21 protein-coding genes and 1 pseudogene are annotated in these 26,677 nt (G+C 64.7%); 3 read left to right on the plus strand and 19 right to left on the minus strand.

What is annotated here, in order from left to right:
- Positions 1-124: 124 nt before the first annotated feature.
- The 5 genes from ACX80J_RS04220 to gdhA form a co-directional block, all read right to left on the minus strand.
- Positions 125-2,428 (minus strand): beta-galactosidase, encoded by a 2,304-nt coding sequence (locus ACX80J_RS04220; protein ID WP_459346909.1) that lies wholly within the window; start codon positions 2,426-2,428, stop codon positions 125-127.
- Positions 2,429-2,965: 537 nt separating this feature from the next.
- Positions 2,966-4,447: a glyceraldehyde-3-phosphate dehydrogenase gene (locus ACX80J_RS04225; protein ID WP_459346948.1), complete on the minus strand. Its 1,482-nt coding sequence runs from the start codon at positions 4,445-4,447 to the stop codon at positions 2,966-2,968.
- A 114-nt stretch (positions 4,448-4,561) separates the two neighbouring features.
- Complete coding sequence (locus ACX80J_RS04230) at positions 4,562-5,293, minus strand: aspartate/glutamate racemase family protein (protein ID WP_459346910.1); 732 nt, start codon at positions 5,291-5,293, stop codon at positions 4,562-4,564.
- Between the two features lie 26 nt (positions 5,294-5,319).
- Complete coding sequence (locus ACX80J_RS04235; protein ID WP_459346911.1) at positions 5,320-6,816, minus strand: NCS1 family nucleobase:cation symporter-1; 1,497 nt, start codon at positions 6,814-6,816, stop codon at positions 5,320-5,322.
- A gap of 93 nt (positions 6,817-6,909) precedes the next feature.
- On the minus strand, positions 6,910-8,250 hold the full coding sequence (gene gdhA, locus ACX80J_RS04240) for an NADP-specific glutamate dehydrogenase (RefSeq protein WP_459346912.1): 1,341 nt from the start codon (positions 8,248-8,250) through the stop codon (positions 6,910-6,912).
- Between the two features lie 74 nt (positions 8,251-8,324).
- Between gdhA and ACX80J_RS04245 the strand changes: the two genes are divergently transcribed.
- Positions 8,325-8,795, plus strand: a complete 471-nt coding sequence (locus ACX80J_RS04245) for a peroxiredoxin (RefSeq protein ID WP_459346913.1) — start codon at positions 8,325-8,327, stop codon at positions 8,793-8,795.
- An 81-nt stretch (positions 8,796-8,876) separates the two neighbouring features.
- Here ACX80J_RS04245 and allB read toward each other — a convergent pair whose 3' ends face one another.
- The 9 genes and pseudogenes from allB to ACX80J_RS04290 all read right to left on the minus strand — a co-directional run bounded on the left by allB (position 8,877) and on the right by ACX80J_RS04290 (position 20,319).
- Positions 8,877-10,232, minus strand: a complete 1,356-nt coding sequence (allB, locus tag ACX80J_RS04250; RefSeq protein WP_459346949.1) for an allantoinase AllB — start codon at positions 10,230-10,232, stop codon at positions 8,877-8,879.
- Between the two features lie 22 nt (positions 10,233-10,254).
- Entirely contained in the window at positions 10,255-11,415 is a 1,161-nt protein-coding gene (locus tag ACX80J_RS04255) for a glycerate kinase (protein ID WP_459346914.1), read from the minus strand.
- Between the two features lie 3 nt (positions 11,416-11,418).
- Entirely contained in the window at positions 11,419-13,197 is a 1,779-nt protein-coding gene (gcl, locus tag ACX80J_RS04260; protein WP_459346915.1) for a glyoxylate carboligase, read from the minus strand.
- A 9-nt stretch (positions 13,198-13,206) separates the two neighbouring features.
- Positions 13,207-14,115 (minus strand): annotated as a pseudogene (locus tag ACX80J_RS04265) (2-hydroxy-3-oxopropionate reductase); the annotation flags it as partial.
- 31 nt (positions 14,116-14,146) lie between these two features.
- A complete protein-coding gene (locus ACX80J_RS04270; RefSeq protein ID WP_459346916.1) occupies positions 14,147-14,941 on the minus strand; it encodes a hydroxypyruvate isomerase family protein in 795 nt (264 codons plus the stop codon).
- A 266-nt stretch (positions 14,942-15,207) separates the two neighbouring features.
- Positions 15,208-16,023, minus strand: a complete 816-nt coding sequence (locus ACX80J_RS04275) for a bifunctional allantoicase/(S)-ureidoglycine aminohydrolase (RefSeq protein ID WP_459346917.1) — start codon at positions 16,021-16,023, stop codon at positions 15,208-15,210.
- Complete coding sequence (locus ACX80J_RS04280) at positions 16,016-17,299, minus strand: DUF6986 family protein (protein ID WP_459346950.1); 1,284 nt, start codon at positions 17,297-17,299, stop codon at positions 16,016-16,018. The genes ACX80J_RS04275 and ACX80J_RS04280 overlap by 8 nt, the downstream gene beginning before the upstream one ends.
- Positions 17,299-18,897, minus strand: coding sequence for a malate synthase A (gene aceB / locus ACX80J_RS04285; RefSeq protein WP_459346918.1), 1,599 nt, complete (start codon positions 18,895-18,897; stop codon positions 17,299-17,301). The genes ACX80J_RS04280 and aceB overlap by 1 nt, the downstream gene beginning before the upstream one ends.
- A gap of 21 nt (positions 18,898-18,918) precedes the next feature.
- Positions 18,919-20,319, minus strand: a complete 1,401-nt coding sequence (locus tag ACX80J_RS04290) for a malic enzyme-like NAD(P)-binding protein (RefSeq protein ID WP_459346919.1) — start codon at positions 20,317-20,319, stop codon at positions 18,919-18,921.
- Between the two features lie 163 nt (positions 20,320-20,482).
- Between ACX80J_RS04290 and ACX80J_RS04295 the strand changes: the two genes are divergently transcribed.
- Positions 20,483-21,247, plus strand: coding sequence for an IclR family transcriptional regulator (locus tag ACX80J_RS04295; protein WP_459346920.1), 765 nt, complete (start codon positions 20,483-20,485; stop codon positions 21,245-21,247).
- Positions 21,248-21,386: 139 nt separating this feature from the next.
- Here ACX80J_RS04295 and ACX80J_RS04300 read toward each other — a convergent pair whose 3' ends face one another.
- The 4 genes from ACX80J_RS04300 to uraD all read right to left on the minus strand — a co-directional run bounded on the left by ACX80J_RS04300 (position 21,387) and on the right by uraD (position 24,819).
- A complete protein-coding gene (locus tag ACX80J_RS04300; protein ID WP_459346921.1) occupies positions 21,387-22,982 on the minus strand; it encodes a nucleobase:cation symporter-2 family protein in 1,596 nt (531 codons plus the stop codon).
- 69 nt (positions 22,983-23,051) lie between these two features.
- A complete protein-coding gene (pucL, locus tag ACX80J_RS04305) occupies positions 23,052-23,984 on the minus strand; it encodes a factor-independent urate hydroxylase (protein WP_459346922.1) in 933 nt (310 codons plus the stop codon).
- 2 nt (positions 23,985-23,986) lie between these two features.
- Positions 23,987-24,328 (minus strand): hydroxyisourate hydrolase, encoded by a 342-nt coding sequence (uraH, locus tag ACX80J_RS04310; protein ID WP_459346923.1) that lies wholly within the window; start codon positions 24,326-24,328, stop codon positions 23,987-23,989.
- The gene (uraD, locus tag ACX80J_RS04315) at positions 24,325-24,819 is read right to left on the minus strand and encodes a 2-oxo-4-hydroxy-4-carboxy-5-ureidoimidazoline decarboxylase (protein ID WP_459346924.1); all 495 of its coding nucleotides are present in this window, start codon (positions 24,817-24,819) and stop codon (positions 24,325-24,327) included. The genes uraH and uraD overlap by 4 nt, the downstream gene beginning before the upstream one ends.
- A gap of 320 nt (positions 24,820-25,139) precedes the next feature.
- Between uraD and ACX80J_RS04320 the strand changes: the two genes are divergently transcribed.
- Positions 25,140-25,313 carry a hypothetical protein gene (locus ACX80J_RS04320; protein WP_459346925.1) on the plus strand — a complete coding sequence of 58 codons (174 nt, stop codon included), beginning with the start codon at positions 25,140-25,142 and terminating at the stop codon, positions 25,311-25,313.
- 179 nt (positions 25,314-25,492) lie between these two features.
- On the opposite strand, the gene ACX80J_RS04325 is transcribed toward ACX80J_RS04320, so the two are convergent.
- Positions 25,493-26,677 (minus strand): transketolase-like TK C-terminal-containing protein (locus ACX80J_RS04325; RefSeq protein WP_459346926.1); only part of this gene is annotated, 1,185 nt, incomplete at its 5' end.

Consider the following 26,677-nt stretch of genomic DNA (forward strand, 5'->3'; position numbering starts at 1 on the left):
GAGGATCATGGCCGCGACGACGAGCCAGACGATCGGGGTACGGAGCTTGCGCATGGTGTCCATAGTGGGCCCAGTCTAGTCGCCGCGTCGTCGAGGCGCCCGCGTGCGGGGTGCTGGATCAGGCTCAGGGCGCGCCGCGACCACCCGATCCGGTCACACTGCCCGGAGACTCCACCCAGTGGTGCCAAGTCACCAGGTCGGCAGAAGGTGCGTCGTACTGCTGATCCTGCCGGGAGAGGATCGCCCGTGCTTCTGCCGGCAGGTTCACGGAGTGTCCGCGGTGCAGGGGCAGCACGGTCAGGACAAGTTCATCGGCGGCACCTGCGTTCAGGGCGTCAAGGTCGACGATCCACGGTGAGCCGTCCCAGAAGCGGTCGGCGACCACCCTGGTGCCGACCGTCAGTTGTGCAATGTCTCCTGTCCAGTCGATCTCCAGTTCGCGTCGTCCGCGCCCCGCGCCCTGCCCGTGGGGGACCTCGATCCTGTAGGAGGCCGCCGATCTCCGGATGTCCTCCTGGCTGGGAGCACTCGCCCGCCCTCCCGATTCGCCATAGCTCGTCGGCACCTGGCCGGCCGACCGGAGGAGCGTGATTGGAAGCCGGTGCCGGCCGGCAGGGCTGTGCGGAGGTGGAACCAGCACGGGCACGAAGGCATGGGCTGATGGTTGATAGCGGTGGATGTCCGGTTCCGGTGCTGTCGAGCGCCCGTGCAGTACCCCGTCCACCTCGAGCCAGACCGGGTCGTCCGACAGCACCAGTTGCCGCTTCCCGCCATCGCCGAGTACCCAGACCCGGTCCGCGTCCGCTGCCGGCAGCACGACGACGTCGATGTGCGTCGTCGGCGTGGAGCACCGGTACACCTGCATCCGGGTGACGGCTCCCGGTCCGGTCGATGCGTCGCTCCCGCTGTCTCCGTAGGGAGTGACGGTGACGCCGTCGGCCCACTTCCACGTCAGCGGGATGTCGTGCTCGGCCGTGAGAACGAGGACGGTGATCATGCCGTCCTGCAGGGTGGTCAGAGGCGAAGCGGTGGCCCATTCGAGCCCGACGCCGTCCAGGACCAGACCCAGGGGCCAGTGTGCGAGGGTTCCGGAGGGGATCGCGACAGGGTCGAGGGGGAAAAGCGTGCGCGTGTCACGCAGTGTCACGTCGAACCGGGCGTCCTCATAGGTGTCCAGCGGGACGTGGGGCTGATGCCACGTGATGAAGAGGAAGGCACTTCGCCCGTTGCTGCGTAGCGCCCACCGGAGCGTCGTGACGTCGTCGACGCCGGTCGGTCCCCGCGGCGGGAGCTTCGACTCCATGGGACCCAGCGACGCGCCGAAAGCAGCCAGGAAAGCATGCTGGCGCCGCAGCAGGGCATGGCTCGGGTTCAGCCGCCCCGAGGAGCCGATAGGAGCATGGAAGTCGTAGTCGTACCGGGGCAGATCGTTCGGATAGCCGGTGTCGTGGGATTCCTGCAGCCCGGTCGTGTAGGAGTGGTCCGCGCTGGAGGGGTTGATCCCTCCGGTGTACATGTAATAGCCCTGCCACGCGGAGCCGCTGCCGATCTTGTTGTGGGCGACGGCGGCGATGTCGTGCCCGCTGGGACGTGGCCGCCGGTGGTAGGCGGTGGCCATCCCCCCGCCCAGCTCGCAGGTTGCGGGCGGGTAGGGGTTCTGCACCGATGACCTGGGGCGGGGAGCGGTACGGAGGTCCGCGCCGATGCCGGGGTCGTCCCACTCGTGGGAGAAGAAGAAGTGCGCGCGGAAGCTCGGGTCCCACGGTTCATCCGCGTCGACCCAGAAGCCGTCCCCATACCCCCCGAACAGGGGGACGACGTCCTCGAGGGGCAGGTCCGCGCTGCCCCACGCCGTGGCCGTGTAGAAGGGGGCGGTGATCCCGCTGTCGACCGCCAGCCGCTTGAGCGTGCGGAGGTGGCCGGGCTGGTCATACAGCTCGTTCTCGAGTTGGACGGCGAGCACGGGGCCATCGGGCCCGCAGAAGGGTGCGACCTGCGATCCGAGCTGACGCAGCCACGGTTCGACCAGTGCCAGGTAGGCAGGATCGTCGGTACGGTGCCGCACCGGGGCGCTCTGGACCCAGTCGGGAAACCCTCCGTTGCGCACCTCTCCGTGACACCACGGGCCGATCCGTACGACGACGGCCAGACCGAGTTCCGCGCACAGGTCGATGAAGGCTGCAATGTCGAGCCTGCCACCGAAGGACACGGCACCGGGGTGGGGCTCGTGGTGGATCCAGAACGCATAGGTCGCCACGACCGTGATTCCGCCGGCCTTCATGAGGTTGAGGCGGTCCCGCCACTGGTTCCGGGGGACGCGGCTGTAATGCATCTCTCCGGACACCGGGATCACCGGAAGCCCGTCGCGCTCCATGGACCACGGCGTCATCCGATACCGGGACGGCCCACTGACGGGAGGCTGAGGCATCCCTGTTGTCCGCGTGGATCGTCCATCGATCGTCAGGAGTGCGGCGTGCGCATCGGGGATCATCGGGACCGGCTTCCCGCCGGTCCCTCGACCGGCTTTCGTTCGTCGCGCATCCTACGGAACCCAGCGTACGGGGAGCTGTGGGCATCGGGCCCGTGCATCGTCCCGGTGGGCGGGGTGGAACCAGCCCTACCCCCGCCCGTCAGGGCCGAAGATCCTCCTCGATTCAGCCAGGGAAAGTATCTGCACGTCGTCGGAACTGTGGAAAGCGCGCCGCGAGCCGACCACCGGAAGAACCCAGACGACCGTTGAGTCTTGAGTCAGCGTGTCGACGACCGCCCTGTAGGGAGCTCGTCCGGGTTCCCGTACGACGATCTGGTCGTGGGAATGAAGATCCTTCCATGCAGCACTCTTGACCGGGGTCGGTGAGGGAGCTGCTGACGGCGAGATCAAAGCCCGTAATCTCCGCCTTCGAGGTTGTGGCATGTTGCTTCTCCAGTCAGTGGTCAGCGAGTTCCGCAGCGCCGTCAGCCGGCGTCAGACTGTCGCGGCTACCGCAGGTGTGGACGCGGTGGGGTAGGTGGGTGGGTGGACGGCGGCCATTTCTTCCATGACGCGGACGACCTGGCAGCTGTAGCCGAATTCGTTGTCGTACCAGACGTAGAGGACGGCGTGGTGGCCGTCGGCGATGGTGGCGAGGCCGTCGACGATGCCGGCGCGGCGTGAGCCGACGAAGTCGGTGGAGACCACTTCGGGGCTGTCGATGTAGTCGACCTGTTTGCGCATGCCCGAGTGCAGGGACATCTCGCGCAGGTACGTGTTGACGTCCTCCTTGGTGGTCTCCTTCTCCAGGGTGAGGTTCAGGATCGCGATGGACACGTCCGGGGTGGGCACGCGGATGCTGCTGCCGGTGAGCTTGCCGGCCAGCTCCGGCAGGGCCTTGGCGACGGCGGTCGCGGCGCCGGTCTCGGTGAGGACCATGTTCAGGGCCGCGGAGCGGCCGCGGCGGTCGCCCTTGTGGAAGTTGTCGATGAGGTTCTGGTCGTTGGTGAAGGAGTGCACGGTCTCCACGTGGCCGTGGATCACGCCGTAGCGGTCGTTGACGGCTTTCAGGACCGGGGTGATGGCGTTGGTGGTGCAGGACGCGGCGGTGATGATCCGGTCGGTACCCAGGATGGTGGCGTGGTTGATGCCGTGCACGATGTTCTTCAGCGCGCCCTTGCCCGGTGCGGTGAGCAGGACCTTGGCGACGCCGGTGCTGCGCAGGTGCTGGGAGAGGCCGTCCTCGTCGCGCCAGCGGCCGGTGTTGTCCACGACGAGGGCGTCGGTGATGCCGTAGGCGGTGTAGTCGATGGTGGCGGGGTCGTCGGAGTAGATGACCTGGATGCGGGTGCCGTTGGCGGTGATGGTGTTCGACTCTTCGTCGACCTGGATGGTGCCGTCGAAGGATCCGTGGACGGAGTCGCGGCGCAGCAGGCTGGCGCGTTTGGTGAGGTCGTTGGCCGAGCCGCGGCGCACGACGACGGCGCGCAAGCGGAGTCCGTGGCCGCCGCCTGCTTTTTCGATGAGCAGGCGGGCCACGAGGCGTCCGATGCGCCCGAAGCCGTAGAGGACGACGTCGGTGCTGGTGCGCTCGTCGGCTCCGCCCTGGCCGACGATGTCGGCGAGTTCGGTGCGCAGGAACTCCTCCAGGGAGCGGGCGTCCCCGGCAGCGCTGGCCCGGTCGTAGGCCAGGCGGAGGCGGCCGATGTCGATGGCCGCGGCGCCGAGGTCCAGGTCGGCGAGGATCCGCAGGATGGGGGCGGTGTCCTCCAGGCGGAGTTCCTCGGTGGTGATGCGCCGGGCGAAGCGGTGGGCCTTGAGGATGTTCATGGTGGATTTGTTGATCAGGCTGCGCCCGTGGATGCTCGTGACCACGTTGTTGTTGCGGTACAGGTGCCCGATCAGTGGGATCATGGCCTCCGCGAGAGCCTCGCGGTCGAGCCAGGTGTCGAAGTGTGTTGCGTAGTGGTGGTTGATCAAGGATGAGCCTTACCTACCGGCCATGCCGGCATTCATGGAGTGGGAACGGGACGTCATGGGGCACCTGCCGTCCTGCTGGACGTGCAGCGTCCCGGGGCTGGAGGGCCCGGCCTAGGTGAGGAGGATCTTCGGGGGCCAGTTCTTGATGAACTTGGGCCGGGGAGGCGCGTACGTCCGGACCTTCGATGTGGACAGTCCGAGGGACACCAGATTTTCCGCTATTCTCACGGCTGCCGCGACGCCGTCGACAACGGGTACCCCCGTACGTTCCGACACTTTCTCCTTCAGCCCGGCCATGCCGCCGCAGCCGAGGCAGATGACTTCGGCTCGGTCGTGTTCGATCGCGGCAAGCGATTGTTCGAGGATGGCTTCGACTGCCCGTTCCGGGTCGGATTCGAGCTCAAGGACGGTCATGCCACTTGCCCGCACCGAAGCGCAACGGTCCGTCAGGCCGGCGAGCTTCAGCCGGTCTTCGATGAGCGGAACGGTGCGATCCAGGGTGGTGACCACGGAGTAGCGGTGGCCGAGGAACATCGCAGTACTGGCGGCGGCCTCGGTGATGTCGACGACGGGGACGTCCAGGATTTCCTGAAGCCCTTCACGACCATGTTCTCCGTATCCGGCCTGGATGACTGCATCGAAGGGTCCCTCGTATCGTTTGACCGTTTCCATGACCGCAATCGCTGCCAGATAGCTCTCGTAATTGCCCTCTACTGATTCCGCGCCGAACAGAGGAGTGAGCGGGATGATCTCCGTGCCCGCGGACGCGGCCGCAGCTGCTTCTTCACCGATGGAATTCGTCATGGACTTGGTGGTGTTGACGTTCAGTACGAGGATGCGCATGTGTATTCCTGTTCTTCGGATCCGGTTCAGTGGGCACAGGGAACGCTGATGGATTCCCCCGAGACGTCATGGTGAAGGCGGTTCTTGTCTGCCACGAGGTAGTAGAGCCCCGCTCCGAGGCCGGCGCCGATGAACCATGAGAAGCCGGCCGCGGACGAGAAGACGGGCAGGACCGCGACGAGGATCGCGACCAGTGCGGCGGGGACGAGGGCCGCAATCGCCCGAGGATTGACCCCGGATGTGTAGAAGTAGTCTCCGAGCGGGTCTGTCGTGAAGAGGTCCGGGACGTTGATCTGTGCTTTGCGGATGATCCAGTAGTCCACCATGATCACGCCGAACAGGGGGCCGAGTATCGCGCCGAGTCCGCCGAGGAAGTAGACGATGATGGCCGGCGAGTTGTAGAGGTTCCAGGGCAGGATCACGACCCCGATGACGGCGCTGATGAGGCCGGCCCTTTTGAAGTCGAGCTTCTTGGGGAAGAGGTTGGCCAGCATGTAGATCGGTGCGACGAAGTTCGCCATCAGGTTCACAGCCACGGTCAGGATGATGAGAGCCAGGCACGCGAGGACCAGGAACAGTGTGTTCGGAATGGTCTGGACGATGTCGGCGGGGCTGTGGATGATCTGTCCGTTGATCTTGTACTGAGCACCGGCAAGGACCGCCACGATGGCCCCGAAGAACAGCATGTTGACCGGGATGCCGATGAAGTTTCCTCGCGTGATACTGCGCTTGGAGGTGGCGCCGCGGGTGAAGTCGCAGAAGTTCAGGACGAAGGTCCCGTAGATGGCGACCCACAAGGCTCCACCGGCGAAGATTTGCAGCCACATCTGCGTCCCGGCGAGGCTTTCCCGTGTGGAGAGTGCGATGGAGCCGCCGGCTTCGATGAACATCCAGATGGCGATGGCCAGCATCGTCGCGAGAATGACGGGACCGGCGAATGCCTCGTACTTGCGGATCATCTCCATCCCGTAACTGACGACGATGACCTGCAGGACCCAGAGGGCCACGAAGCTCATCCAGCCGAGCGTCGAGAGACCGAGGACGGAATTCTGGTCCAGGGGTGCGAGATCCGGTGCCAGCGCGAGGATGAGCACGCGGAGGACCACTGAAGCCAGGTAGGTCTGGACCCCGAACCACACGATGGCCACTCCCCCGCGGACGACCGCCGGAATCTGGGCTCCTCTGATCCCGAAGGAGATACGGCTCATCACCGGGAACGGCACGCCGGTCTTCTCTCCCATGAATCCCGAGAGGTTCAGAAGGAGGAAGAGCATCACCGCACCGATCAGGAAGGAGAGCATGATCTGCCAGGCACCCAGCCCCAGGGCGAAGAGCCCGATCGCGAACGCGTAGTTGCCCAGGCTGTGCACGTCGTTGGCCCACAGGGTGAAGATGCTGTACGCGCTCCAACGGCGGCCTTCGCGCTGCGTCGGTGCCAGATCCGGGTTGTAGAGCTCAGGGCTGACGTTCGTGAGAGCGGCGGTACGTTGCTCCGAGGTCGGGGTGCGGTCAACTTGCGTCATTGCAGGTATCCATTTCACGATGCGGAAGAAAACTTTTGCTTGATGAAACAAAGGTAGGACTTGAGGCAGGCAGCGTCAAGGTGCGGAGCTTCGTCAGATGACGCCGAGGGACAGCATCGCGTGTGCGACCTGCACGAACCCGGCGATGTTGGCTCCTGCGACGTAGTTGCCCGGAAACCCGTACTCGTCCGCTGTTGCGGCACACCGGCCGTGGATGCCGACCATGATGGCCTCGAGCCTCTGCTCCGTGTGACCGAAGGACCAGGCGTCCCTGCTGGCGTTCTGCTGCATCTCGAGGGCGGACGTCGCCACCCCGCCGGCGTTCGCTGCCTTCCCTGGTCCGAAGAGAACGCCGGAATTGTGCAGGTGCGCTATGGCGGCTGACGTGGTGGGCATATTCGCGCCCTCGGCGACAGCGACAAGTCCTGACGCCACGAGCCGTCCGGCAGCGGTCTCGTCCAACTCGTTCTGGGTTGCGCAGGGCAGGGCAACGGTTGCAGGAACATCCCAGACCGATCCACCCTGGACGAACTGCGCACCGGGCCCCCGCTGGGCGGCATAGTCGCTGACCCTGCCTCGCTGGTGTTCCTTGATGTCCTTGAGTAGAGCGATGTCGATGCCGCCCTCGTCGATCACGTATCCGGTCGAGTCCGAGCACGTGACCACGTGCGCACCGAGTGCCTGGGCCTTTTCGATGGCATGCAGAGCCACGTTGCCGGACCCGGATACCACTACCCGCTGGTCCTGGAGTCGAAGGTTGCGGGTGGCCAGCATCTCGCGGACGAAGAGCACTGCGCCGTAGCCTGTTGCCTCCGGGCGCACGAGTGAACCGCCCCACCCCACGCCCTTGCCAGTCAGCACGCCTGATTCATACCGATTGGTGATGCGCTTGTACTGCCCGAAGAGATAGCCGATCTCGCGTGTCCCGACGCCGATGTCACCGGCCGGCACGTCGGTGTATTCGCCGATGTGCCGGTACAGCTCGGTCATGAAGGACTGGCAGAAGCGCATGATCTCGCTGTTGCTCCTGCCGCGAGGGTCGAAATCGGATCCTCCCTTGCCGCCCCCGATCGGCATCCCGGTGAGGGCATTCTTGAAGATCTGCTCGAACCCGAGGAACTTCACGATCCCCAGATAGACGGAAGGGTGGAAGCGAAGGCCCCCCTTGTAGGGACCGAGGGCCGAGTTGAATTCGACACGGAATCCGCGGTTGATTCGCACCTGCCCGGCATCATCGACCCAGGGAACGCGGAAGATGATTTGACGTTCGGGTTCGCACAGACGCTCGAGTACGGCCGCCTCGGCGAAGTCCGGATGCTTTTTCAGAACAGGTCCCAGGCAGCTGAAGACCTCGTCGACGGCCTGGTGGAACTCGGCCTCACCGGGGTTGCGCCGGTAGACCTCCTCGCGGATGAGGTGAATGTCCTTGGGCATGGCGTCTCCTGAACGGGATTGTGTAATATCGCAACACGGAATAATTCTTCCGCTGAGCGAAATGGAGGTCTTTTATGGGAAAGCTGGTTCATGGTGATCAGGCTCCGCCCTTCGAGCTGCGCCAAGCGTCCGGTCCGGAGGTGGCACTGACTGATCTACGAGGGAAGCAGGCGATCGTCTACTTCTACCCGAAGGCGTCCACTCCCGGGTGCACCACGGAGGCGTGCGACTTCAGGGACAATCTCGCCAGATTCCAGGCTCGCGGGTTCTCCGTCGTCGGGATCTCCCCGGACCCCGTCGAAGCGCTTCAGGCCTTCGCCGGGGCCGAACAGCTGACGTACCCGTTGCTCTCGGACCCCGAGGCGAATGTCGCGCGGGCGTGGGGCGCGTACGGGGAGAAGACCGTCAACGGGCGGACGGTGACAGGGGTTCTCAGGTCGACGGTTCTCCTGGACAGGACGGGAGCGGTCATCAGCGCCGAGTACGGTGTCGATGCTCAAGGCCACGTCGCTCGACTGCTGGACAGCGTTACCGCCGCCCAGTAGGGCCAGGAGAGCCAGTCAGGGAGGGGACACGGTGGAAGCCGTGCCCCCTCCGTGTTTCCTTCGTGCCATAGGAGGCGAAGGTCAGCTTGCACCCCTGCGGATGAGCTGGCCCCGAGGGTGCTCTGGGGTCACAGACTCGCCGCGGAGGTAGGTACGACGCACGACGCCCGTGAGCGGTTTGCGGTCGTAGGGGCTGATCGGGTTCTTGTGGTGGAGTTTCTTCACGTCGACGATGAAACTGTCGTCCGCGGCGAAGACCGCGAAGTCGGCGTCATAGCCGAGGGCCAGCTGTCCCTTCTTGGTCAGCCGGGCGAGGTCGGCAGGACGCTTGGACATCCATTCGACAACTCGTTCCAGGGGTATCCCCCGTTGGCGTGCCTCGGTCCAGATGAGCGAGAGCCCGAGCTGCAGCGATGAGACGCCGCCCCAGGCGACGCCGAAGTCACCATTCTCGAGGTCCTTCAGATCCAGGGTGCTGGGCGAGTGGTCGGACACGATGCAGTCGATCGTTCCATCCAGCAGGCCCTGCCACAGAAGTTCCCGGTTCGAGGCTTCGCGGATGGGTGGGCAGCACTTGAACGCGGTGGCTCCGTTGGGTATCTCCTCCGCCAACAGGGTGAGGTAGTGCGGACAGGTTTCCACCGTCAGGCGGACACCATCCCGTTTGGCCGTCGCGATCATCGGCAGCGCGTCCGAGGAGGACAGGTGGAGGATGTGCGCCCGGGATCCGGTCCACCGGGCTCGTTCGATGACCTCGGCTATTGCGACGTTCTCGGCACCGCGGGGGCGTGAGGCGAGGAAGCGGGAGTACTGATCCCCTTCAGCGGTCGGCGCCCGGTCGATCGATCGGGAATCCTCGGCGTGGACGATCATGATGGAGTCGAAACTCGACAGTTCCGCCATGTCCGCTTCCATCTCGTCGGCTTCCAGGTGGGGGAATTCATCCACACCCGAGTGCAGTAGGAAGCACTTGAAACCGAAGACCCCTTCATCGTGGAGACCACGCAGATCAGCGGTGTTCCCTGGGATCGCACCGCCCCAGAATCCGACGTCCACGAAGACCTGGTCGGCGGCGACCGCTCGTTTCTGCTGGAGCGCATCGACGTTGACGGTCGGCGGAACACTGTTCAGCGGCATGTCGATGATGGTTGTGACACCTCCTGCCGCGGCCGCCCTGGTCGCGGACGCGAACCCTTCCCACTCCGTGCGGCCCGGCTCATTGACGTGCACATGGCTGTCCACGAGTCCGGGAAGGAGGGTTTCATCATCAGCGAGGTCCACTTCGACGGTGCCGCTGAGGTTCGTTCCCAGGGGCACGATGGCGGTGATCGATCCGTTCACGACACCGACCTCGCGCGCCCTGACGCCGGCGGTCGTCATGATCCGCTGGCCCCTGATCACCAGGTCGAAGCTCTTGTCGTCCCGGGTTGCTGGCATGTTGTCTGTCACTGCGTTCACCTCACGTGTTGTCGCTCAATAGTTCAGCTTGTACCTGCGGTGCTAGGTCGCCTGCCATGATCTCTCCCAGCCGCTCGACCAGTGCGCCCGCTTCTGCCATGCACCGGTTCGTGTCCGGCTCAAGGTCTGTGAGGGCGTAGACCCTGTCGAAACCTGCCGCCTGCAGTACTTCGCGGGTCAGCGGAGTGCGCCCGCATACGGCAACGACCGGCAGCCGGAGTGAGGCGGCAAGGCGTGCCACACCCAGGGGTGTCTTGCCCATGAGTGTCTGGTCGTCCAGGCTCCCCTCTCCCGTCACGACGAGTGAGGCTCCGGCCAGCTGTTCTGCCAGCCGTGTGAAGCGCAGAACGACGTCGATGCCGGGTGTCCTGACGGCATCCAGGACCGCGAGGGCGGCATATCCGGTTCCCCCGGCTGCGCCGGCCCCTGCCGCTTCCGAGAGCTCGATGGCCCGCGGCCCCAGTTCCCGGGCGAGAACCTGTACCAGTCGTGCCAGCCCGGCTTCGAGCTGGACGACGTCCTGGGCTGTGGCGCCTTTCTGCGGCGCGAATACCGCAGCGGCTCCGAACGGTCCCAGCAGGCCGTTGTCCACATCGCTGGCAAGGATGATCTCGGCGGTCTGGAGCCGGACGTCGAGACCGGACAGGTCGGCCCGGTACAGGTGCTGCAGGGCCGCTCCCCCCGGGGGGAGGTCATTGCCGTTGACGTCCAGCAGCCGGGCACCGAGTCCGACGAGCAGACCGGCTCCCCCGTCGGTGCAGGCGCTGCCGCCGACGCCGATGACGATTTCCGTGCAGCCGGCATCGAGTGCGTGGCGGATGAGCTCGCCGGTCCCCTTGCTCGAGGCGGTCAGTGCCATCGGCCGGCCCTCCGGCAGGAGGGCCAGCCCTGAGGCGGCCGCCATCTCGATGACCGCTTGGCGCCCCCGGATACCGAGCGAGGCCGATACTGCACGCCCTGTCGGGCCGGATACGGCACACCTGACCTCTTCGTACCCTGCTGCGAAGGCTGCTTCCAGGGTTCCCTCACCTCCGTCGGCTACGGGCACCTCCACGATCTCGAGATCCGGTAGCTGTTTGCGAAGGCCTGCAGCGAGTTTGCCGGCCACTGCAGCGGCAGACAGGGAGCCCTTGAACTTGTCGGGCGCGACGACGATGCGCATCGATCAGACCAGGAGCGAGATGGCGGTAGGAGCGTCGTCGGCGGACTCTGCCAGATCTTCGAATTCGTTGATCTGGTCGATGCCTGCGGCTCCCATCGCAATGTTCGTGACGCGCTCGAGGATCACTTCGACGATGACCGGCACCTGGTGTTCGGCCATGAGCCTGTGTGCCTCGCTGAATGCGGCCTGCAGGTCATCTGCTTCACGCACCCTGATCGCCTTGCATCCGAGGCCTTCGGCGACCTTGATGTGGTCGACGCCGTAGCCTTCCAGCTCCGGCGCATTGATGTTCTCGAACGCGAGCGACACGTGGTAGTCCATTTCGAATCCACGCTGGGCCTGTCGGATGAGGCCCAGGTAGGAGTTGTTGACCACCACATGGATGTAAGGGAGCTTGAACTGCGCGCCCACCGCCAGTTCCTCGATCATGAACTGGAAATCGTAGTCACCCGAGAGTGCGACCACGGATTCGCCAGGACTTGCCTGGGCCACACCGAGCGCTGCCGGTCCGGTCCAGCCCAGGGGTCCGGCCTGTCCGCAGTTGATCCAGTTCCTCGGGTTGTACACGTGGAGGAACTGGGCTCCTGCGATCTGCGACAGGCCGATCGTCGAAACGTAGCGTGTGTCGCGACCGAAGGCCCTGTTCATCTCCTCGTACACGCGCTGCGGCTTCATGGGCACGTTGTCGAAGTGGGTCTTGCGTTGCAGCATCGACTTCCGCTGGGCGCAGTCCTTCACCCAGGCGTTCCAGTCGGGCAGGCCCTGCCGGTCGCGACGGGTGCGTGCCAGTTCCACAAGCCCCCGCAGGGCTGCTCCTGCGTCGGACACGATCCCGAAATCGGGAGCGAAGACGCGGCCGATCTGAGTGGGTTCGATGTCGACGTGGATGAATTTCCGTCCCTTGGTGTACACATCCAGGGCCCCGGTGTGGCGGTTCGCCCAACGGTTGCCGATGCCGATCACCACGTCGGATTCCAGCATGGTCGCATTGCCATACCGGTGGGATGTCTGCAGGCCCACCATGCCGGCCATCAGTTCGTGGTCATCAGGGATGGATCCCCATCCCATCAGCGTCGGGATGACGGGGATGTTCAGGAGTTCGGCCAGTTCGACCAGGTCGTCGGAGGCGTTGGCGTTGATGATGCCGCCGCCGGCGACGATGAGTGGGCGCTCGGCAGCGATGAGCATGTCGAGGGCCTTTTCGAGCTGCCGGGTGGTGGCAGCGGGTCGATGGACCTGCAGCGGCTCGTAGGTGTCGGGATCGAATTCGATCATGGTCTGCTGGACGTCGATGGGGAGATCGATCAGCACCGGGCCCGGACGTCCCGATCGCATTTCGTAGAACGCCTTCTGGAAGGCGCCGGGTACCTGTGCTGCCTCGAGGACAGTCATGGCCATCTTCGTGACCGGTTTGGCAATGGAGGCGATGTCCACGGCCTGGAAGTCTTCCTTGTGGAGCTTCGCGACCGGAGCCTGTCCTGTGATGCACAGGATGGGGATGGAGTCGGCCCATGCGGAGTAGAGGCCGGTGATCATGTCGGTTCCTGCAGGGCCGGAGGTTCCGATGCAGATGCCGATGTTGCCTGCTTTGGCCCGGGTGAATCCCTCGGCCATGTGGGAGGCGCCTTCGACATGGCGTGCCAGTACGTGGCGGATTCCTCCGTGGGCACGCATCGCCGAGTAGAAGGGGTTGATGGCCGCTCCGGGGAGACCGAAGGCCTGCGTTGCGCCTTCCTTCTCCAGGATGAGGACCGCTGCGTCTGCTGCACGCATCTGTGGCATGGGATGTTCCTAACGGGAAGAGGGGTCGGTGGGTGCGATACCGGAGAGTTGCTCGACGAGGAGCAGCAGAGCGGAGTGGTCCAGGGATCCGTGGCCCTGGGCGCGCAGTGAACCCATGAGCTGGGCGGTGTGGGCTCCGAGAGGAATGGCGACGCCGGCTTCACGTGCTGCGGCGACGACGATTCCGAGGTCCTTGTGGTGCAGGTCGACACGGAAGCCGGGCTCGAAGGTGCGCGCGCGCATCCCTTCGGCCTTGCGGTCCAGGATGCGGTTGCCAGCGAGACCACCGGCAAGGACCTTCACCGCGGCGGCGGTGTCGACCTTGTGTGCTTCGAGGAAGATCAGCGCTTCGGCGACAAGCTGGATCGTTCCGGCGACGATGAGCTGGTTGGCGGCCTTGACGGTCTGCCCCGAGCCTGCGGGACCGACGTGGACGATGGTCTTTCCGATGGCCTCGAGGATCGGCAGCACGGCGGCGAAATCGCCCTCCGCACCGCCGACCATGATCGAGAGGCTGCCTTCGATGGCGCCCTGCTCGCCACCGGACACCGGAGCGTCGAGGGCCTTCAGTCCGGCTTCCTGCGCGGCCTCGGCCAGCCGGGCGCTGACGTCGGGTCGGATGGTGCTGGCGTCGATCCAGTAGGCTCCCTGCCCTGCATGGGCGAGAACGCCGTCGTCTCCGGTGAGGACCGCTTCGACATCAGGTGAGTCGGGCACCATCGTGAGGATGAACTCGGCACCGCGGACGGCGTCGGCGACACTTGATGCGCCCTGGCCGCCGGCTTCCACGAGCTGGTTGGTCTTGTCCTTGCTGCGATTGTAGCCCGTGACGTCGTGGCCGGCTTTCACCAGATTGACCGCCATGGGCAGCCCCATGATCCCGAGGCCGATGATTGCTACTTTGCTCATGTTCCTAGTCCTTTGGTTCGAAGCTGTGGTTGTGCTGCGTCTATGCCCGGCGTTCGCGGATCAGCCACGAGAAGGCTTCATCGGCGGGGGCCTTGTATTCGAGCCCGACGAATCCGTCGTACCCGCCCGCCCGGGCACTGTCGACCCAGGTACCCAGCGGCAGTGAGCCACTGCCGGGAGCTCCGCGGCCGGGGGCGTCAGCGATCTGGATGTGCCCGAAGGACGAGGCGTGCGCGCTGATCAGCTCGGCGACGTCGTCTCCATTGACCGACAGGTGGTAGAAGTCGGCGAGGAGGGCGATGTTCGACGCTCCCTCAGCGTGTACCTTCCCGATGATGTCGAGGGCCTGCCGGGCAGTCCGTACGGGGTAATGTTCTGCCCCGCTCACCGGCTCCAGCAGGACCGTCCCATCGATCTTGGCGACCGTCCTCGCAGCGAGAACGAGGTTCTCGATGGCCGTGGCGTCCTGCTCCTCAGGCGTCGACCCCGTTGTGCGGTTGCCGTAGAGCGCGTTGAATGCCTTGCATCCAAGGCGCTGCCCGATCCCCGCGACCACCTCGAGGTTGTCGATGAACTCCTTGCTGCGCGCAGGCAGGGACACCAGCCCGCGCTCCCCCTCCGGCATGTTCCCGGCATTGAAGTTCAGTCCGGAAAGCTGCACGCCGGCGTCGGTGATGGAGCGCTCGAATGCTGTGATGTCAGCATCGGAGGGCACCGATGACGGGAACGGCCACCAGAACTCGACGAAGTCGAATCCGGCGGCTTTCGCGGCGGCGGGGCGCTCGAGCAGCGGCAGCTCCGTCAGGAGGATCGAACAGTTCACTGTGTATGCCATGGCGGGTCCTTGACGCTGAGAGAGGGGAGGGGCTCCACGTTGCATATTCCGCTTTGTGGAATTTAACTTTCTTATGTTGGAACTGTAGGCGGGTTTTTCGTCACGTGTCAAGCGCCGCATGCGCGGAGGCCGACGTGCACGGCTCGACAGGAGACAGGGCCTCATCGCGACCCCTTGCGGGGAGGCGTCGCGGTCGGCGGAATGAAACAGCTCCGCCCCCGGGCCTTCGACACACCTAGGGGCGGAGCTGGTCTGGTGGGGCTGAACTACAGGACGATCTGGCGGTTCACGTCCTTGTACAGCAGGTAGCGGAAGTTGGAGGGTCCACCGGCATAGCAGGCCTGCGGGCAGAACGCGCGCAGGGACATGTAGTCGCCTTCCTGCACCTCGACCCAGTCCTCGTTCAGGCGGTACACGGCCTTGCCTTCCAGGACGTACAACCCGTGCTCCATGACGTGGGTCTCGGCGAAGGGAATGGACGCGCCGGGCTCGAAGGTGACGACGTTGATGTGCATGTCATAGGCGAGGTCATCGACGGGGAGCATGCGCGTGGTGCGCCACTTGTTGTTCGTGTCCGGCATTGCGCCGGGGGTGAGGTCCTGCTCGTTACCGGTGACGGCCTTCGCTGTGTGGCCCTCGAGGGGCTCGTAGCGTTTGCGGATCCACTGGAATTTGGCCAGCTGTGTGCCCTCATTGGCTGCAGACCACTGCGAGCCCGCTGGCAGGTACGCGAAGCCGCCGGGTGTCAGGGAGTGGTTCACGCCCTCGATGCGGACCGTGAGGGCGCCTTCGAGGAGGAAGATGAACGACTCGACTTCCTTCTGCGGTTCCGGATTCCCCGACCCGCCACCGGGGCTCACCTCCATGAGGTACTGGGCAAAGGTGGTCGCGCCGCCGGCAACCGGACGGTTGAGGATCCATGCCCGGGTCCCGTTCCATTCGGGCAGCACGCTGGTCACGATATCGCGGAGGACTCCGCGAGGAATGACCGTGTACGCCTCGGTGACGATGGCGCGGTCACTCAGCAGGTCGGTCTGTGGCGGGAGTGCGCTCTGCGGAGCGTAGTAGGAGGTGTCAGTCATTGGTGCCCCTTGTGGTGAGGTGTTGTTTCGGATAGGCGAGGGCCTTGAGTTCGGCAATGGATACTCCACTGTGCGTTTCGACTTCCTGCAAGCTCACGGCCCCGCAGGCGAAGCCCCGGTCGATGAAACGCGCCAGGGCACGTGCGGTCGCCGGTTCGTCCATGATCGTGCTCTCGAGCTGATGGACGTAGTTCTTCAGCCTCGTCGCTGCCTGCTCGAACCCCTCGAGGTAGAACAGGTACGTGGCAGCGAATCGCGAGGGCAGCTGCGCGGGGTGCAGGTCCCACCCCTGGTAATAGCCGCGCTCGAGGGAGCGTCGGACAAGGCGCCCGTGCAGGGCCCACGCGGCGTCCACGTTGTCTTCGGAGCCCAGCGGAAGGACGTTGGTGGATCCGTCGGAGAGGCGGACGCCGGTTCCTGCGACGGCCACCTGCATGACCTGTTTCGCGAAGTCGGCTGCCGGATGCTCCATCGACTGGTACGCGGCAGCGATCTCCAGGGACGCACTGTAGTCGTAGGTCCCGTAATGCAGGGCCGTGACCCGCTTGTCGCTGCGGTGCAGCAGATCCGCGACAGGAATGGTGCCATCCGCGCCGATGATCAGCTGGGGTGTCTCCATCTGCACTTCGAACCGAAGCCGACCCTGTTCGAGGCCGTGGGCCCGTTCGAGCTCCTCGCACGCGTACACCATGGCACGGACCTGAGCGGTGGTGCTGACCTTCGGCAGGGTGAGGACGAGGCCCTCGGGCAGGTTGCCGCGGGCGAGCAGCTCCGAGACGAAAACGTCCAGGGTCCGCAGACCGCGGGCCCGGGTGTCCTGCTCGAAGCTCTTGAAGCGGATGCCGATGAAGGCGGAGCATTCCTGCGAGGAGACGGCGTCACTGACCCGCTGTGCGGCCTGCGCCGCGTGGAAATCCTCCTCCTCGTCTCCCCTTGGCCCGTAGCCATCCTCGAAATCCAGCCGCAGGTCCTCGATCGGTTCGGCGAGGAGCTTCCCATTGACCTTGTCCGCGATCTGGCGGCGGAGACCTTCCGGTGCCCCTACGAGCTCACAGACATGTTCCATGCCACGCGCACCGACAGCCTCGAGCGCCTGGGCACCCCACGTTGCAAGGGTTGACGCCTCGAAGCGGTCGGCCGGCAGGTAGACAGTGTGGATCGGCTGCCGGGTGCCGCTGTCTCCCGGATAGTCGTGCTGGAGGGAGGTGTCGGTTGCTGCCAGGGTGCCATCGATGTGGGCGTGCGCCGCGTCCGAGAGTCGCGAGTGCACGACCATCACTTCACCAGCTCATATGCCGGCAGCGTGAGGAAGTCCGTGTAGGTCTCGGACAGGCAGATGTCCGCGATCAGGGCCTGAGCCGGCACATAGTACTTCTCGAAGAGCTCAGCGCCGACTTCCTCCCGGAGGGTCTGCGATTCCTCCTCCAACAGTCGTTCCACCAGTTCTGCGGTCACGGTGTTGCCCGTGTCGGCGAGGACGATCTGGTTCCTGATCTGCTGCCAGACCTGGGACCGTGAGATCTCGGCAGTAGCCGCGTCCTCCATCAGGTTGTGAATGGCCACGGCGCCGTTACCGGAGAGCCAGACAGCCACATAGGCCATGGCCACGTAGAGGTTGGACCGCAGCCCGGCCTCCGTGACGCTCCCATCCGCGGAGCGGACGTCCAACAGATCGTGTGCGCTCACGCTCACGTCTGCACGCTGCCGGTCGACCTGGTTGGGCTTGTCGCCCAGGACCTCGTCGAAGACCTCGCGGCAGATCGGCACGAGGTCGGGATGGGCGACCCAGGAACCGTCGAAACCGTCGTTGGCTTCGCGTGTCTTGTCGGCGCGGACCTTGTTGAATGCCTCCTCGGTGACCGATGGTTCACGGCGGTTGGGGATGACAGCTGCCATTCCTCCCATGGCGAAGGCGCCTCGTCGGTGGCACGTCTGGACCAGCAGCTCGGTGTAGGCGCGCATGAAGGGTGCTGTCATGGAGACGGTGGCCCGGTCCGGCAGGACGAAGTCCGTCCCACCGTCCCGGAAGTACTTCACGATACTGAACAGGTAGTCCCAGCGTCCCGCGTTCAGTCCGGACGCGTGATCGCGCAGTTCGTAGAGGATCTCGTCCATCTCGAACGCGGCGGGAATGGTCTCGATCAGCACGGTCGCCCTGATCGAGCCCTCGGCCACTCCCACATAGTCCTGCGCAAAGACGAAGACATCGTTCCAGAGGCGGGCCTCGAGATGGCTTTCGAGCTTGGGCAGGTAGTAGTAGGGGCCGCTGCCGGTCTCGAGAAGCTGCCGAGCGTTGTGGAAGAAGTGCAGCCCGAAGTCGACCAGCGCCCCGATCGCCGGCCGGCCGTCGATGGAGATGTTCTTTTCGGGGAGGTGCCAGCCGCGCGGCCGTGCTACGACGACTGCCAGCGGTGCGTCCGAGCGCAGCGCGTACTCCTTGCCCTCCGGTGAGGTGTAGCTCAGCTCGCCCCGGGCCGCCTTCAGGAGGTTCAGCTGGGCGTCGACGACGTTGTGCCAGGTGGGTGTGCTGGCGTCTTCCAGATCGGCGAGCCATACCTTGGCTCCGGAATTGAGGGCGTTGATCGCCATTTTCGCCGGAGTGGCGGGACCTGTCATTTCCACCCTGCGGTCCTGCAGCTGGGGCGGGGCGGCGGCGACTGTCCAGGTCCCTTCCCGGACGGCGAGTGTCTCGGGCAGGAAATCCAGCCGTCCCGTTTCCGAGACCTGCTGGCGACGAGTTGCACGGTCGGCGAGGCGCTGCTCCCTGTGATGTGCAAATTTCTGGTGGAGCTGCTCGACGAAGGTGAGCGCGTCCGGAGTGAGGATGGTTCCGGCCTCCGGGAAGGGCATCGGCGAGGTGAGTTCGAGTGTCATTGCATAGCCTTTCGGTATAGCTCAGTGAACCAGGGCGGGCTCGGTGACGGCGGCCGCTGCCACTGCTGCGGCCACATCGGCGGCTACATGGGGATCGAAGACGCTGGGGATGATGAAACTCGCGTTCAGTTCGGATTCGCTGACGCGCGCCGCGATGGCTTGTGCTGCTGCGACCAGCATCTCGGGCGTGATGTCGGAGACCTGGGCATCGAGGAGGCCTCGGAAGAATCCGGGGAAGGCGAGCACGTTGTTGATCTGGTTCGGGAAGTCCGAGCGTCCCGTCGCGACGACCGCGGCGTGCCTGGCGGCGATCAGCGGATCGATCTCGGGGTCGGGGTTCGCCATTGCGAAGACGATGGCCTGATCGGCCATGGAAGCTACGTGTTCTTCGGCCAGGACGTTCGGCGCGCTGACGCCGATGAAGACGTCGGCGTCGACCAGGGCCTCGTGGAGCGACCCGGAGAAAGCCTCCGTGTTCGTGTTCTCCGCGATCCAGGCCCGGTGCGGATCGGCGTGCTGCTGGCCGCTGTTGATGGCACCCTTGCGGTCGCAGGCGACAATGTGCCGCGCGCCCTGTGCGACCAGGAGCTGAATGATGGCCGACCCAGCAGCACCGACACCGGAGACGACGATCCGCACGTCGGCCAGGTCCTTCCTGACGACCCGCAGGGCGTTGGTGAGTGCGGCCAGGGTGACGATAGCCGTTCCGTGCTGATCATCGTGGAACACCGGGATGTCCAGCTCTTCGCGGAGCCGGTTCTCGATTTCGAAGCATCGGGGAGCGGCGATGTCCTCGAGGTTCACTCCTCCGTACACGGGAGCGAGGGCCTTGACGATGCTGATGATCTGCTCGGTGTCCTGGGTGTCGAGGCAGACAGGCCAGGCGTCCACGTTGGCGAACTGCTTGAACAGGGCGGCTTTGCCTTCCATGACCGGCAGCGCAGCAGCAGGTCCGATGTTCCCCAGTCCGAGCACCGCAGAACCGTCGGTCACGACGGCGATGGTGTTGCGCTTGATGGTCAGCCGGCGCGCGTCGTCCGGGTTCTCCGCGATCGCCAGGCACACTCGGGCGACACCCGGAGTGTAGGCGCGGGACAGGTCATCACGATTGCGAAGAGCGACCTTCGGCACGACTTCCAGTTTGCCCCCGAGGTGCATCAGGAAGGTGCGGTCGCTGAGCTGCCGGACGGTGACGCCCGGAAGCCCGTTCAGGGCATCCCGAACCTTCTCTCCGTGCGCCGCGTCCGTCGTGTTGCAGCTGACGTCGACAACGATGTGCTCGTGGTGGGATTCCGTCACGTCCAGTGCAGTGATGGATGCTCCCGCAGCTCCCACCGCTGCGGCGAGTTCTGCAGTGGTGGAGAAGGCTGAGGGAGCCTCAACGCGCAGGGTGATCGAGTATCCGGGACTGGGATTGGCCATGAGACTTCCTTCGTGTCGGTAAACGTCAATGTTTTCGTATTATGGATAATAATATTTGTATTGTGGAAAAACAAGTGGCCTGATGCTCAAGAAAAAAGTTCCACGATGCGGATATGCTTGACTGGGATAGCAGGACGACGCACCAACGATGTCAGGAGCAGGGATGACGGAGACACCGGCCAGAAGTGGGGGCGTGCAGTCTGTCGAGCGCGTTTTCGAGCTTTTGGAGCTGATCAACGATGCCGGCGGCGAGGTCACCCTCAGTGAGCTCGCTGCCTCGACCGACCTTCCCCTACCGACGATCCACCGTCTTCTCCGGACCCTGGTCGTCAAGGGATACGTTCGCCAGTTGCCGAATCGCCGCTACGCCCTGGGTCCTCGCCTGATCCGTCTCGGAGAAGGAGCGAACAAGCAGCTCGGCGCCCTGGCCCGACCCCAGCTCAAGCATCTGGTTGACGCGCTCGGTGAGACGGCGAACATGGCGGTCCTGGACTCGGACATGGTCGTCTACATCGCGCAGGTCCCATCACTGCACTCGATGCGCATGTTCACGGAAGTGGGGCGGAGGGCGCACACTCACGACACCGGCGTGGGTAAGGCCATCCTCGCCCAGCTCGATGATGACGCTGTGCGCCGCATCGTCTCCCGTGCCGGTATGCCCACGCCCACGGAGAAAAGCATCGGTTCGATCGATGCGCTGCTGGCGGACCTGGCTGTCATCCGCGAGAGGGGATACTCCGTCGATGACGGAGAGCAGGAGCTGGGCGTGCGCTGCTTTGCCATGGCCGTCCCGAATTCCCCGACCCCCACAGCCATCTCCGTGTCGGGGCCCGTGTCGCGCGTGGATGAAGAGTTCGCCAAGAGGGCCGTGCCGTTGCTGACCAAAGCCGCGCAGACCATCTCTACGGAACTGAACGTCACCGGCTGACAGCCGTCACGTACAGTGCCCGCTGAGCCACGTGGAGCCCCGGTTCCGAAGAGACCGGCGGCTCCCCTGACCATATGGTCAGGGGAGCCGCCGGTTTTCTGTCGTTGCACCTTCCGGCAGGGATGCCTGTCAGTCCGCGCTAGTGGGCAGTGTTGCCTGCTGCGGGGTCCGTTTCACAGATGCGCCGAATGTCGTCAGCGTGACTGATTTCCCCCTTGTCGAGCTTCTCCTTGACGATGGGGTAGTGGGCGGCGCTGACGACAGGGATCTCGGTGCCGTCAGCGTCGACGAGCTTGCCGGCTTCGTAGTGGTCGCCGTCGCGCAGGGCCTGGAGTTCGTCCTCCCTGACCATGCGTGGCGGGCTGGCCGCGAAGACCGATGATCCCGCGGAGTTGCCCCGCTTGAAGTGGTTGAACAGGAGGTTGAGCAGGACTGCCATCACTGCGGCGGAACTGATCCCCGAGTGGAAAATGGTGGCGAACCAGGTGGGGAACTCGTCGTAGAACGTCGGCGCGACGATGGGAATCATGCCGAAGGCCAGTGCAGCCGCGACGATGATGAGGTTCATGGTGTTCCTGTATTCGACCTTCGACAGGGTGCGGATGCCGCTGGCTGCGACAGTGCCGAACAGGACGACTCCGGCGCCTCCCAGGACCGGTGTCGGCACCGCCGCAACGAGCCGTCCCAGCACTGGCAGGAGGCCAAGGACAACGAGGATGCCACCGCCGGCCGTGACGGCGAAGCGGCTCTTGATGCCGGTGATTGCAACGAGCCCGACGTTCTGCGCGAAGGCGCTTTGTGTGAAGGTGTTGAAAACGGGGGCGACGATGCTCGCGGCCATGTCGGCCCTGAGCCCATCGGCGATACGGCGCGAATCGACCTTGCTACCGGTGATCTCGCCGACCGCGAGGATGTCGGCTGTCGTCTCGGTCAGGATGACCATGACGACGATCGTCATCGATACGATGCCGGCGATCTCGAAGACCGGGAAGCCGAAGGCGAAAGGCTGCGGAATCGCGAAGATGGGCCCGTTGCCTACGGTGGAGAAGTCGGCCATGCCCGTCAGGGCTGCGAATACTGTCCCGAGGACGATGGCCAGAAGGATCGATAGCCGGGAGATTGCGGCGTTGCCGACCTTGCTGAGCAGCAGGACGATCGCCAAGGTCAGGGCAGCGAGGCCGATGTTGGCAAGGCTTCCATAGTTTTCCGCGGTCCTGTTCCCTCCCATGGCCCAGTTCGCCGCCACGGGCATCAGAGTCAGCCCGATCGTGGTGATGACGACGCCGGTGACGACCGGAGGGAAGAAACGGACGATCTTTGCGAAGAACGGGGCTACGCAGAACCCGATGACCGATGCTGCGAGGACGGAGCCGAACACAGCGGGAAGTCCTCCTCCGCCGTTGACGATCGCGACCAGTGTCGCGACGGACGCGAAGGAGGTTCCTTGAACCAGAGGGAGCTGACAGCCGAAGAATTTGACGCCGTACGTCTGGAGGATGGTGGCGAGACCTCCGATGAACAGGCATGACGCCACCAGAACGCCGAGGTCACTGGGTTCCAGTCCGGCGGCGGATCCGATGATGAGCGGTGGTGCGATGATGCCGCCGTACATGGTGAGTACGTGCTGGAACCCGTAGGCGACCGTCTTCCCGAGCGGCAGTCGCTCGTCCTCAGGGCGCTGGGTGCTGGATGGTGTGTGCCGTGCTGAATTCCTACCTGGCTTGACTGATTTCATCGCTGACTTCCTTGTCGGCTTGTGGGGGGATGAGAAGGGGCCGGAGTGGGCTCCGGCCCCTACGGTCAATCAGCAGAAACCGGGAATGTTCGCCCAGATCGCTGCTTCGGTCGGATTACCCTCACGCTCGATGGTGGCTTCGATGAGCCCGTAGGGACGATCCGCAGCGAAGAACACCTCGTTGTTGTTCTCCAGGTCGAACGGCGCCAGATCGACGAGGAAGTGGTGCTTGTTGGGAAGCGAGAACTTGATTTCCTGGATCTCGGGGTGCGCCTCCAGGACCTGCTTGCCCATCTGGAACATGGATTGCTGCAGTGCCAGTGAGTGGGTGGACGCGAAGGCGTCGAGGAGGATGGCCCGCACATCGGTGTAGACGGCGTTGAAGTCGACATCCGGGGTGTTGTAACGCCACTTCGCTGTCACGTCGGTGGCGAGGATCCTGTCATTGGTCTCCGTCAGCGTTGTGTACTTGTCGCGGGGGAACCCGTGGAACTCGGATCCCGTCGACTTCAGGACGGTGAGGTCCTCGATCCCGGCAATGAGCTGCTGTTCCGACCCGTCGACGAGAAGCACCGCGGTGCGGGTCTCGGACTTGTTCCTCGAGAAGGCATGGTCGTGGTCGTTGATGCGGTCCCAGAAGTACTGCTCGGCCGCCCACCGTCCGCCGGTGACCCAGTCGAAGTTCTCGGTGAAGTGCCGACCCAGGCGAAGGAGGAATTCCTCCGGTGAGTCCACCCCGTCCTTGGCGAAGGCGTAGACCGTGTTCTTCTGGGTGTCAGTTGCGACCACCTTCGAGTTGTCCCCGACGGTGTGGGCGGACTCGAAATCGCCGTGAAGCTGGGAGGTGACGTTCAGGTCCTCGAGCGAGTGGCGTTCGGTGTCTCGCGTGACCTTGACCAGGCGAACCTCTGCTTTACCGTACTGATTGCGTCCCAGGACGATTTTGCCCGAGCCTGCGGTTGCGCTCGTGGTGCTGTGGGGCTCTTGCGTCGTTGCAGTCATGATCAGCTTCCTCTGTAGGTGGAATAGGCGAATGGGCTAAGAAGTAGTGGAACGTGGTAGTGCTCGGTCGAAGCGTCGAGCCTGAAGATGAGCGCGACCTCCGGGAAGAAGGACTCAACGCCGGCGCCGGCGAAGTAGGTGCCGGTGTCGAATTCGATCCGATAGGTACCCGTGGTGAGTCTCTCCGGCCCGAAGGCCCGTATGCGCCCGTCGGAGTCCGTGGTGCCAGTGGCGATGACGCTCCAGCCATCGTCTGTTCTGGAGGCCAGAGACGCCGTGATGCCGGTCGCCGGCAGTCCGGTGCCGGTGTCGAGGACATGGGTGGTCACGTGACTGATGGTCATGGGGTGAGGATTCCTTCCAGGCGAAGCAGCGCGATCTCACGCAGTTCGCGGGCGATGATCGGCAGTTCCTGCTCTGTGGAGTTCTCAAGTCGCTCCCTCAGGGAACGAAGAATCTCGTCGGCGGACCTGCCTTTGGCACGAATGAGGAAGACGCGACCAAATTTGTGCTCGTACGCTCTGTTGCCGGCCGCGAGGAGGGCGGTGGTGCCGCTCGACGAGTCAAGACCGGCCTGTTCGGACCGGGACAGCGCGGCCTCGGCCGTGGACCCATCGGGCTGCTCGCCGATCCGCGGATGGTGGGAGAGGGCCTGATCGATCTCGGCTTCGGTCCACCCTGGTGCGGCGGCGCGGGCGTGCTCGATCAGGTCGGTGTGGCTGGTGTAGGGCCGCCCAGCGGCCATGCTGTCGACCCAGCGAGGAATGTCGACGCAGGGGCGCAGAACGTCCCTTGCCTCATGGGGGGTCAGCAGATTGAACTCGCTCAGAGTCATAGTGGGTGTCAGCTTCCTTGTTCACTTCGCAGCAGCGCTGAACACCCTTGACCATCGGCGATGCCGACTTGATTCGATGTATCTGCAATGCGAATGGTATCCGCTCTGTCCCCCAGGTCTGGCACCCTGCGGGACAGGGCTCAATCCTTGGTTCTACGATGCGGAATTATTATTCCACCATGAGTGTAAGTCCCATCACAGGAGCCGTGTCAAGCGCAGGCGTTGAAATCTTTGTCCGCTCTTGACCGGCGTTGGCAGCACCACCTAATCTTCCATAATAAGAAACTTATATTTCATCAAGCGGAATGACGGAGGTAGTCATGAAGGAGTCCAGTCACCAGGAAGAGCCGATGGTCGAGGTATGGACACCCTACGAGGATGGCGGCAACGACCCTGACCTCTTCATCCCCGGTGAGACACGGGGGCGCTTCTCCCTGCGGACCATGCTGCAAACACTGTTCACCCGAGGCGTCGTGAAACCCAGCCATGAATGACTAGGAATACAGTCGGCGGGTACAGCCTGCGGAAACCGATGCAGGCACGACGTAGGAAGGCCGGCCCTCAGGCCGGCCTTTTTCACGTCCACCTCGGACGGCGGACGCAGCGTTGATGCTGTGTCCGCCGTCGCCGGTGGTGCGGTGTGGTGGGGTGGTGCGGGGGGGTGCCGGGGGGCCTAGGAGTCGCCGCCGGCGTTGCCGGTGGTGCCGGCGTTGACGTCGAGGAGGCGGTATTTCTCGATGGCTTCCTTGGGTGCGTTGGCGTCGACCTCGCCGCGGCGGGCGAGCATCTCCAGGGCCCGGACGACGACGGAGTGGCTGTCGATCTTGAAGTACCGGCGTGCCGCGGCGCGTGTGTCGGAGAACCCGAAGCCGTCGGCTCCGAGGGTCGCGAACTCGTTGGGGAGGAATTGGCGGATCTGGTCCGGGACGGCCTTCATGAAGTCCGAGACCGCGACGATCGGGCCGGTCGCGCCTTCGAGCTGCTGGGTGATGAAGGGTTTGCGTGCCTCGGCGCCGGGGTTGAGGAAGGCTTCCTCCTCGGCGTCCAGGCCGTCGCGGCGCAGTTCGTTCCAGGACGTCACGGACCACACATCGGCCGAGACGCCCCATTCCCTGGCGAGGATTTCCTGGGCTTCCAGGGCCCAGGGGACGGCCACGCCGGAGGCGAGCAGCTGGGTGCGGGGTCCGTCGACCTTCGCGGGCTTGAGCAGGTAGATGCCCTTGAGCAGGCCTTCGACGTCCAGTTCCTCGGGTTCGGCCGGCTGCACGAAGGGCTCGTTGTAGACGGTGAGGTAGTACATGACGTTGCGGAAGGACTCGGGCTTGTCGCCGATGTCCCCGTACATGCGGTTCAGGCCGTCGCGGACGATGTGCCCGATCTCGTACCCGAACGCGGGGTCGTAGGTGATCACGGCGGGGTTCGTCGAGGCCAGGATCGGTGAGTGCCCGTCGGCGTGCTGCAGGCCCTCACCGGTGAGCGTGGTCCGTCCGGCGGTGGCGCCGATGATGAACCCGCGGGCCATCTGGTCCGCGGCGGCCCAGATGGAGTCCCCGGTGCGTTGGAATCCGAACATCGAGTAGAACACGTAGATCGGGATCAGCGGCTGGCCCTGCGTGGCGTAGGCGGTCCCGGCGGCCGTGAACGCGGCCATGGAGCCGGCCTCGTTGATGCCCGCGTGCAGGATCTGGCCCTCGATGGACTCCTTGTACGCCAGGACCAGGTCGCGGTCCACGGAGAGGTAGTTCTGCCCGTTGGGGTTGTAGATCTTCGCGGTGGGGAAGAACGCGTCCATGCCGAAGGTCCGGGCCTCGTCCGGGATGATCGGCGCGATCCGCCGGCCGAAGTCCTTGTCCCGCAT

Source organism: Arthrobacter rhamnosi, from assembly GCF_054510975.1.

Excerpts from the sequence above, each read along its gene's own strand:
- ACX80J_RS04270 (WP_459346916.1), bottom strand. The coding sequence starts at position 14,941 with ATGGCATACACAGTGAACTGTTCGATCCTCCTGACGGAGCTGCCGCTG.
- uraH (WP_459346923.1), bottom strand. The coding sequence starts at position 24,328 with ATGACCATCAGTCACGTGACCACCCATGTCCTCGACACCGGCACCGGA.
- uraD (WP_459346924.1), bottom strand. The coding sequence starts at position 24,819 with ATGACTCTGAGCGAGTTCAATCTGCTGACCCCCCATGAGGCAAGGGAC.
- allB (WP_459346949.1), bottom strand. The coding sequence starts at position 10,232 with ATGCCAGCAACCCGGGACGACAAGAGCTTCGACCTGGTGATCAGGGGC.
- ACX80J_RS04220 (WP_459346909.1), bottom strand. The coding sequence starts at position 2,428 with ATGCCTCAGCCTCCCGTCAGTGGGCCGTCCCGGTATCGGATGACGCCG.
- ACX80J_RS04245 (WP_459346913.1), top strand. The coding sequence starts at position 8,325 with ATGGGAAAGCTGGTTCATGGTGATCAGGCTCCGCCCTTCGAGCTGCGC.
- ACX80J_RS04230 (WP_459346910.1), bottom strand. The coding sequence starts at position 5,293 with ATGCGCATCCTCGTACTGAACGTCAACACCACCAAGTCCATGACGAAT.
- ACX80J_RS04320 (WP_459346925.1), top strand. The coding sequence starts at position 25,140 with ATGAAGGAGTCCAGTCACCAGGAAGAGCCGATGGTCGAGGTATGGACA.
- ACX80J_RS04290 (WP_459346919.1), bottom strand. The coding sequence starts at position 20,319 with ATGGCCAATCCCAGTCCCGGATACTCGATCACCCTGCGCGTTGAGGCT.
- aceB (WP_459346918.1), bottom strand. The coding sequence starts at position 18,897 with ATGACACTCGAACTCACCTCGCCGATGCCCTTCCCGGAGGCCGGAACC.
- ACX80J_RS04275 (WP_459346917.1), bottom strand. The coding sequence starts at position 16,023 with ATGACTGACACCTCCTACTACGCTCCGCAGAGCGCACTCCCGCCACAG.
- gdhA (WP_459346912.1), bottom strand. The coding sequence starts at position 8,250 with ATGCCCAAGGACATTCACCTCATCCGCGAGGAGGTCTACCGGCGCAAC.
- pucL (WP_459346922.1), bottom strand. The coding sequence starts at position 23,984 with ATGACTGCAACGACGCAAGAGCCCCACAGCACCACGAGCGCAACCGCA.
- gcl (WP_459346915.1), bottom strand. The coding sequence starts at position 13,197 with ATGCCACAGATGCGTGCAGCAGACGCAGCGGTCCTCATCCTGGAGAAG.
- ACX80J_RS04300 (WP_459346921.1), bottom strand. The coding sequence starts at position 22,982 with ATGAAATCAGTCAAGCCAGGTAGGAATTCAGCACGGCACACACCATCC.
- ACX80J_RS04280 (WP_459346950.1), bottom strand. The coding sequence starts at position 17,299 with ATGGTCGTGCACTCGCGACTCTCGGACGCGGCGCACGCCCACATCGAT.
- ACX80J_RS04235 (WP_459346911.1), bottom strand. The coding sequence starts at position 6,816 with ATGACGCAAGTTGACCGCACCCCGACCTCGGAGCAACGTACCGCCGCT.
- ACX80J_RS04255 (WP_459346914.1), bottom strand. The coding sequence starts at position 11,415 with ATGCGCATCGTCGTCGCGCCCGACAAGTTCAAGGGCTCCCTGTCTGCC.
- ACX80J_RS04295 (WP_459346920.1), top strand. The coding sequence starts at position 20,483 with ATGACGGAGACACCGGCCAGAAGTGGGGGCGTGCAGTCTGTCGAGCGC.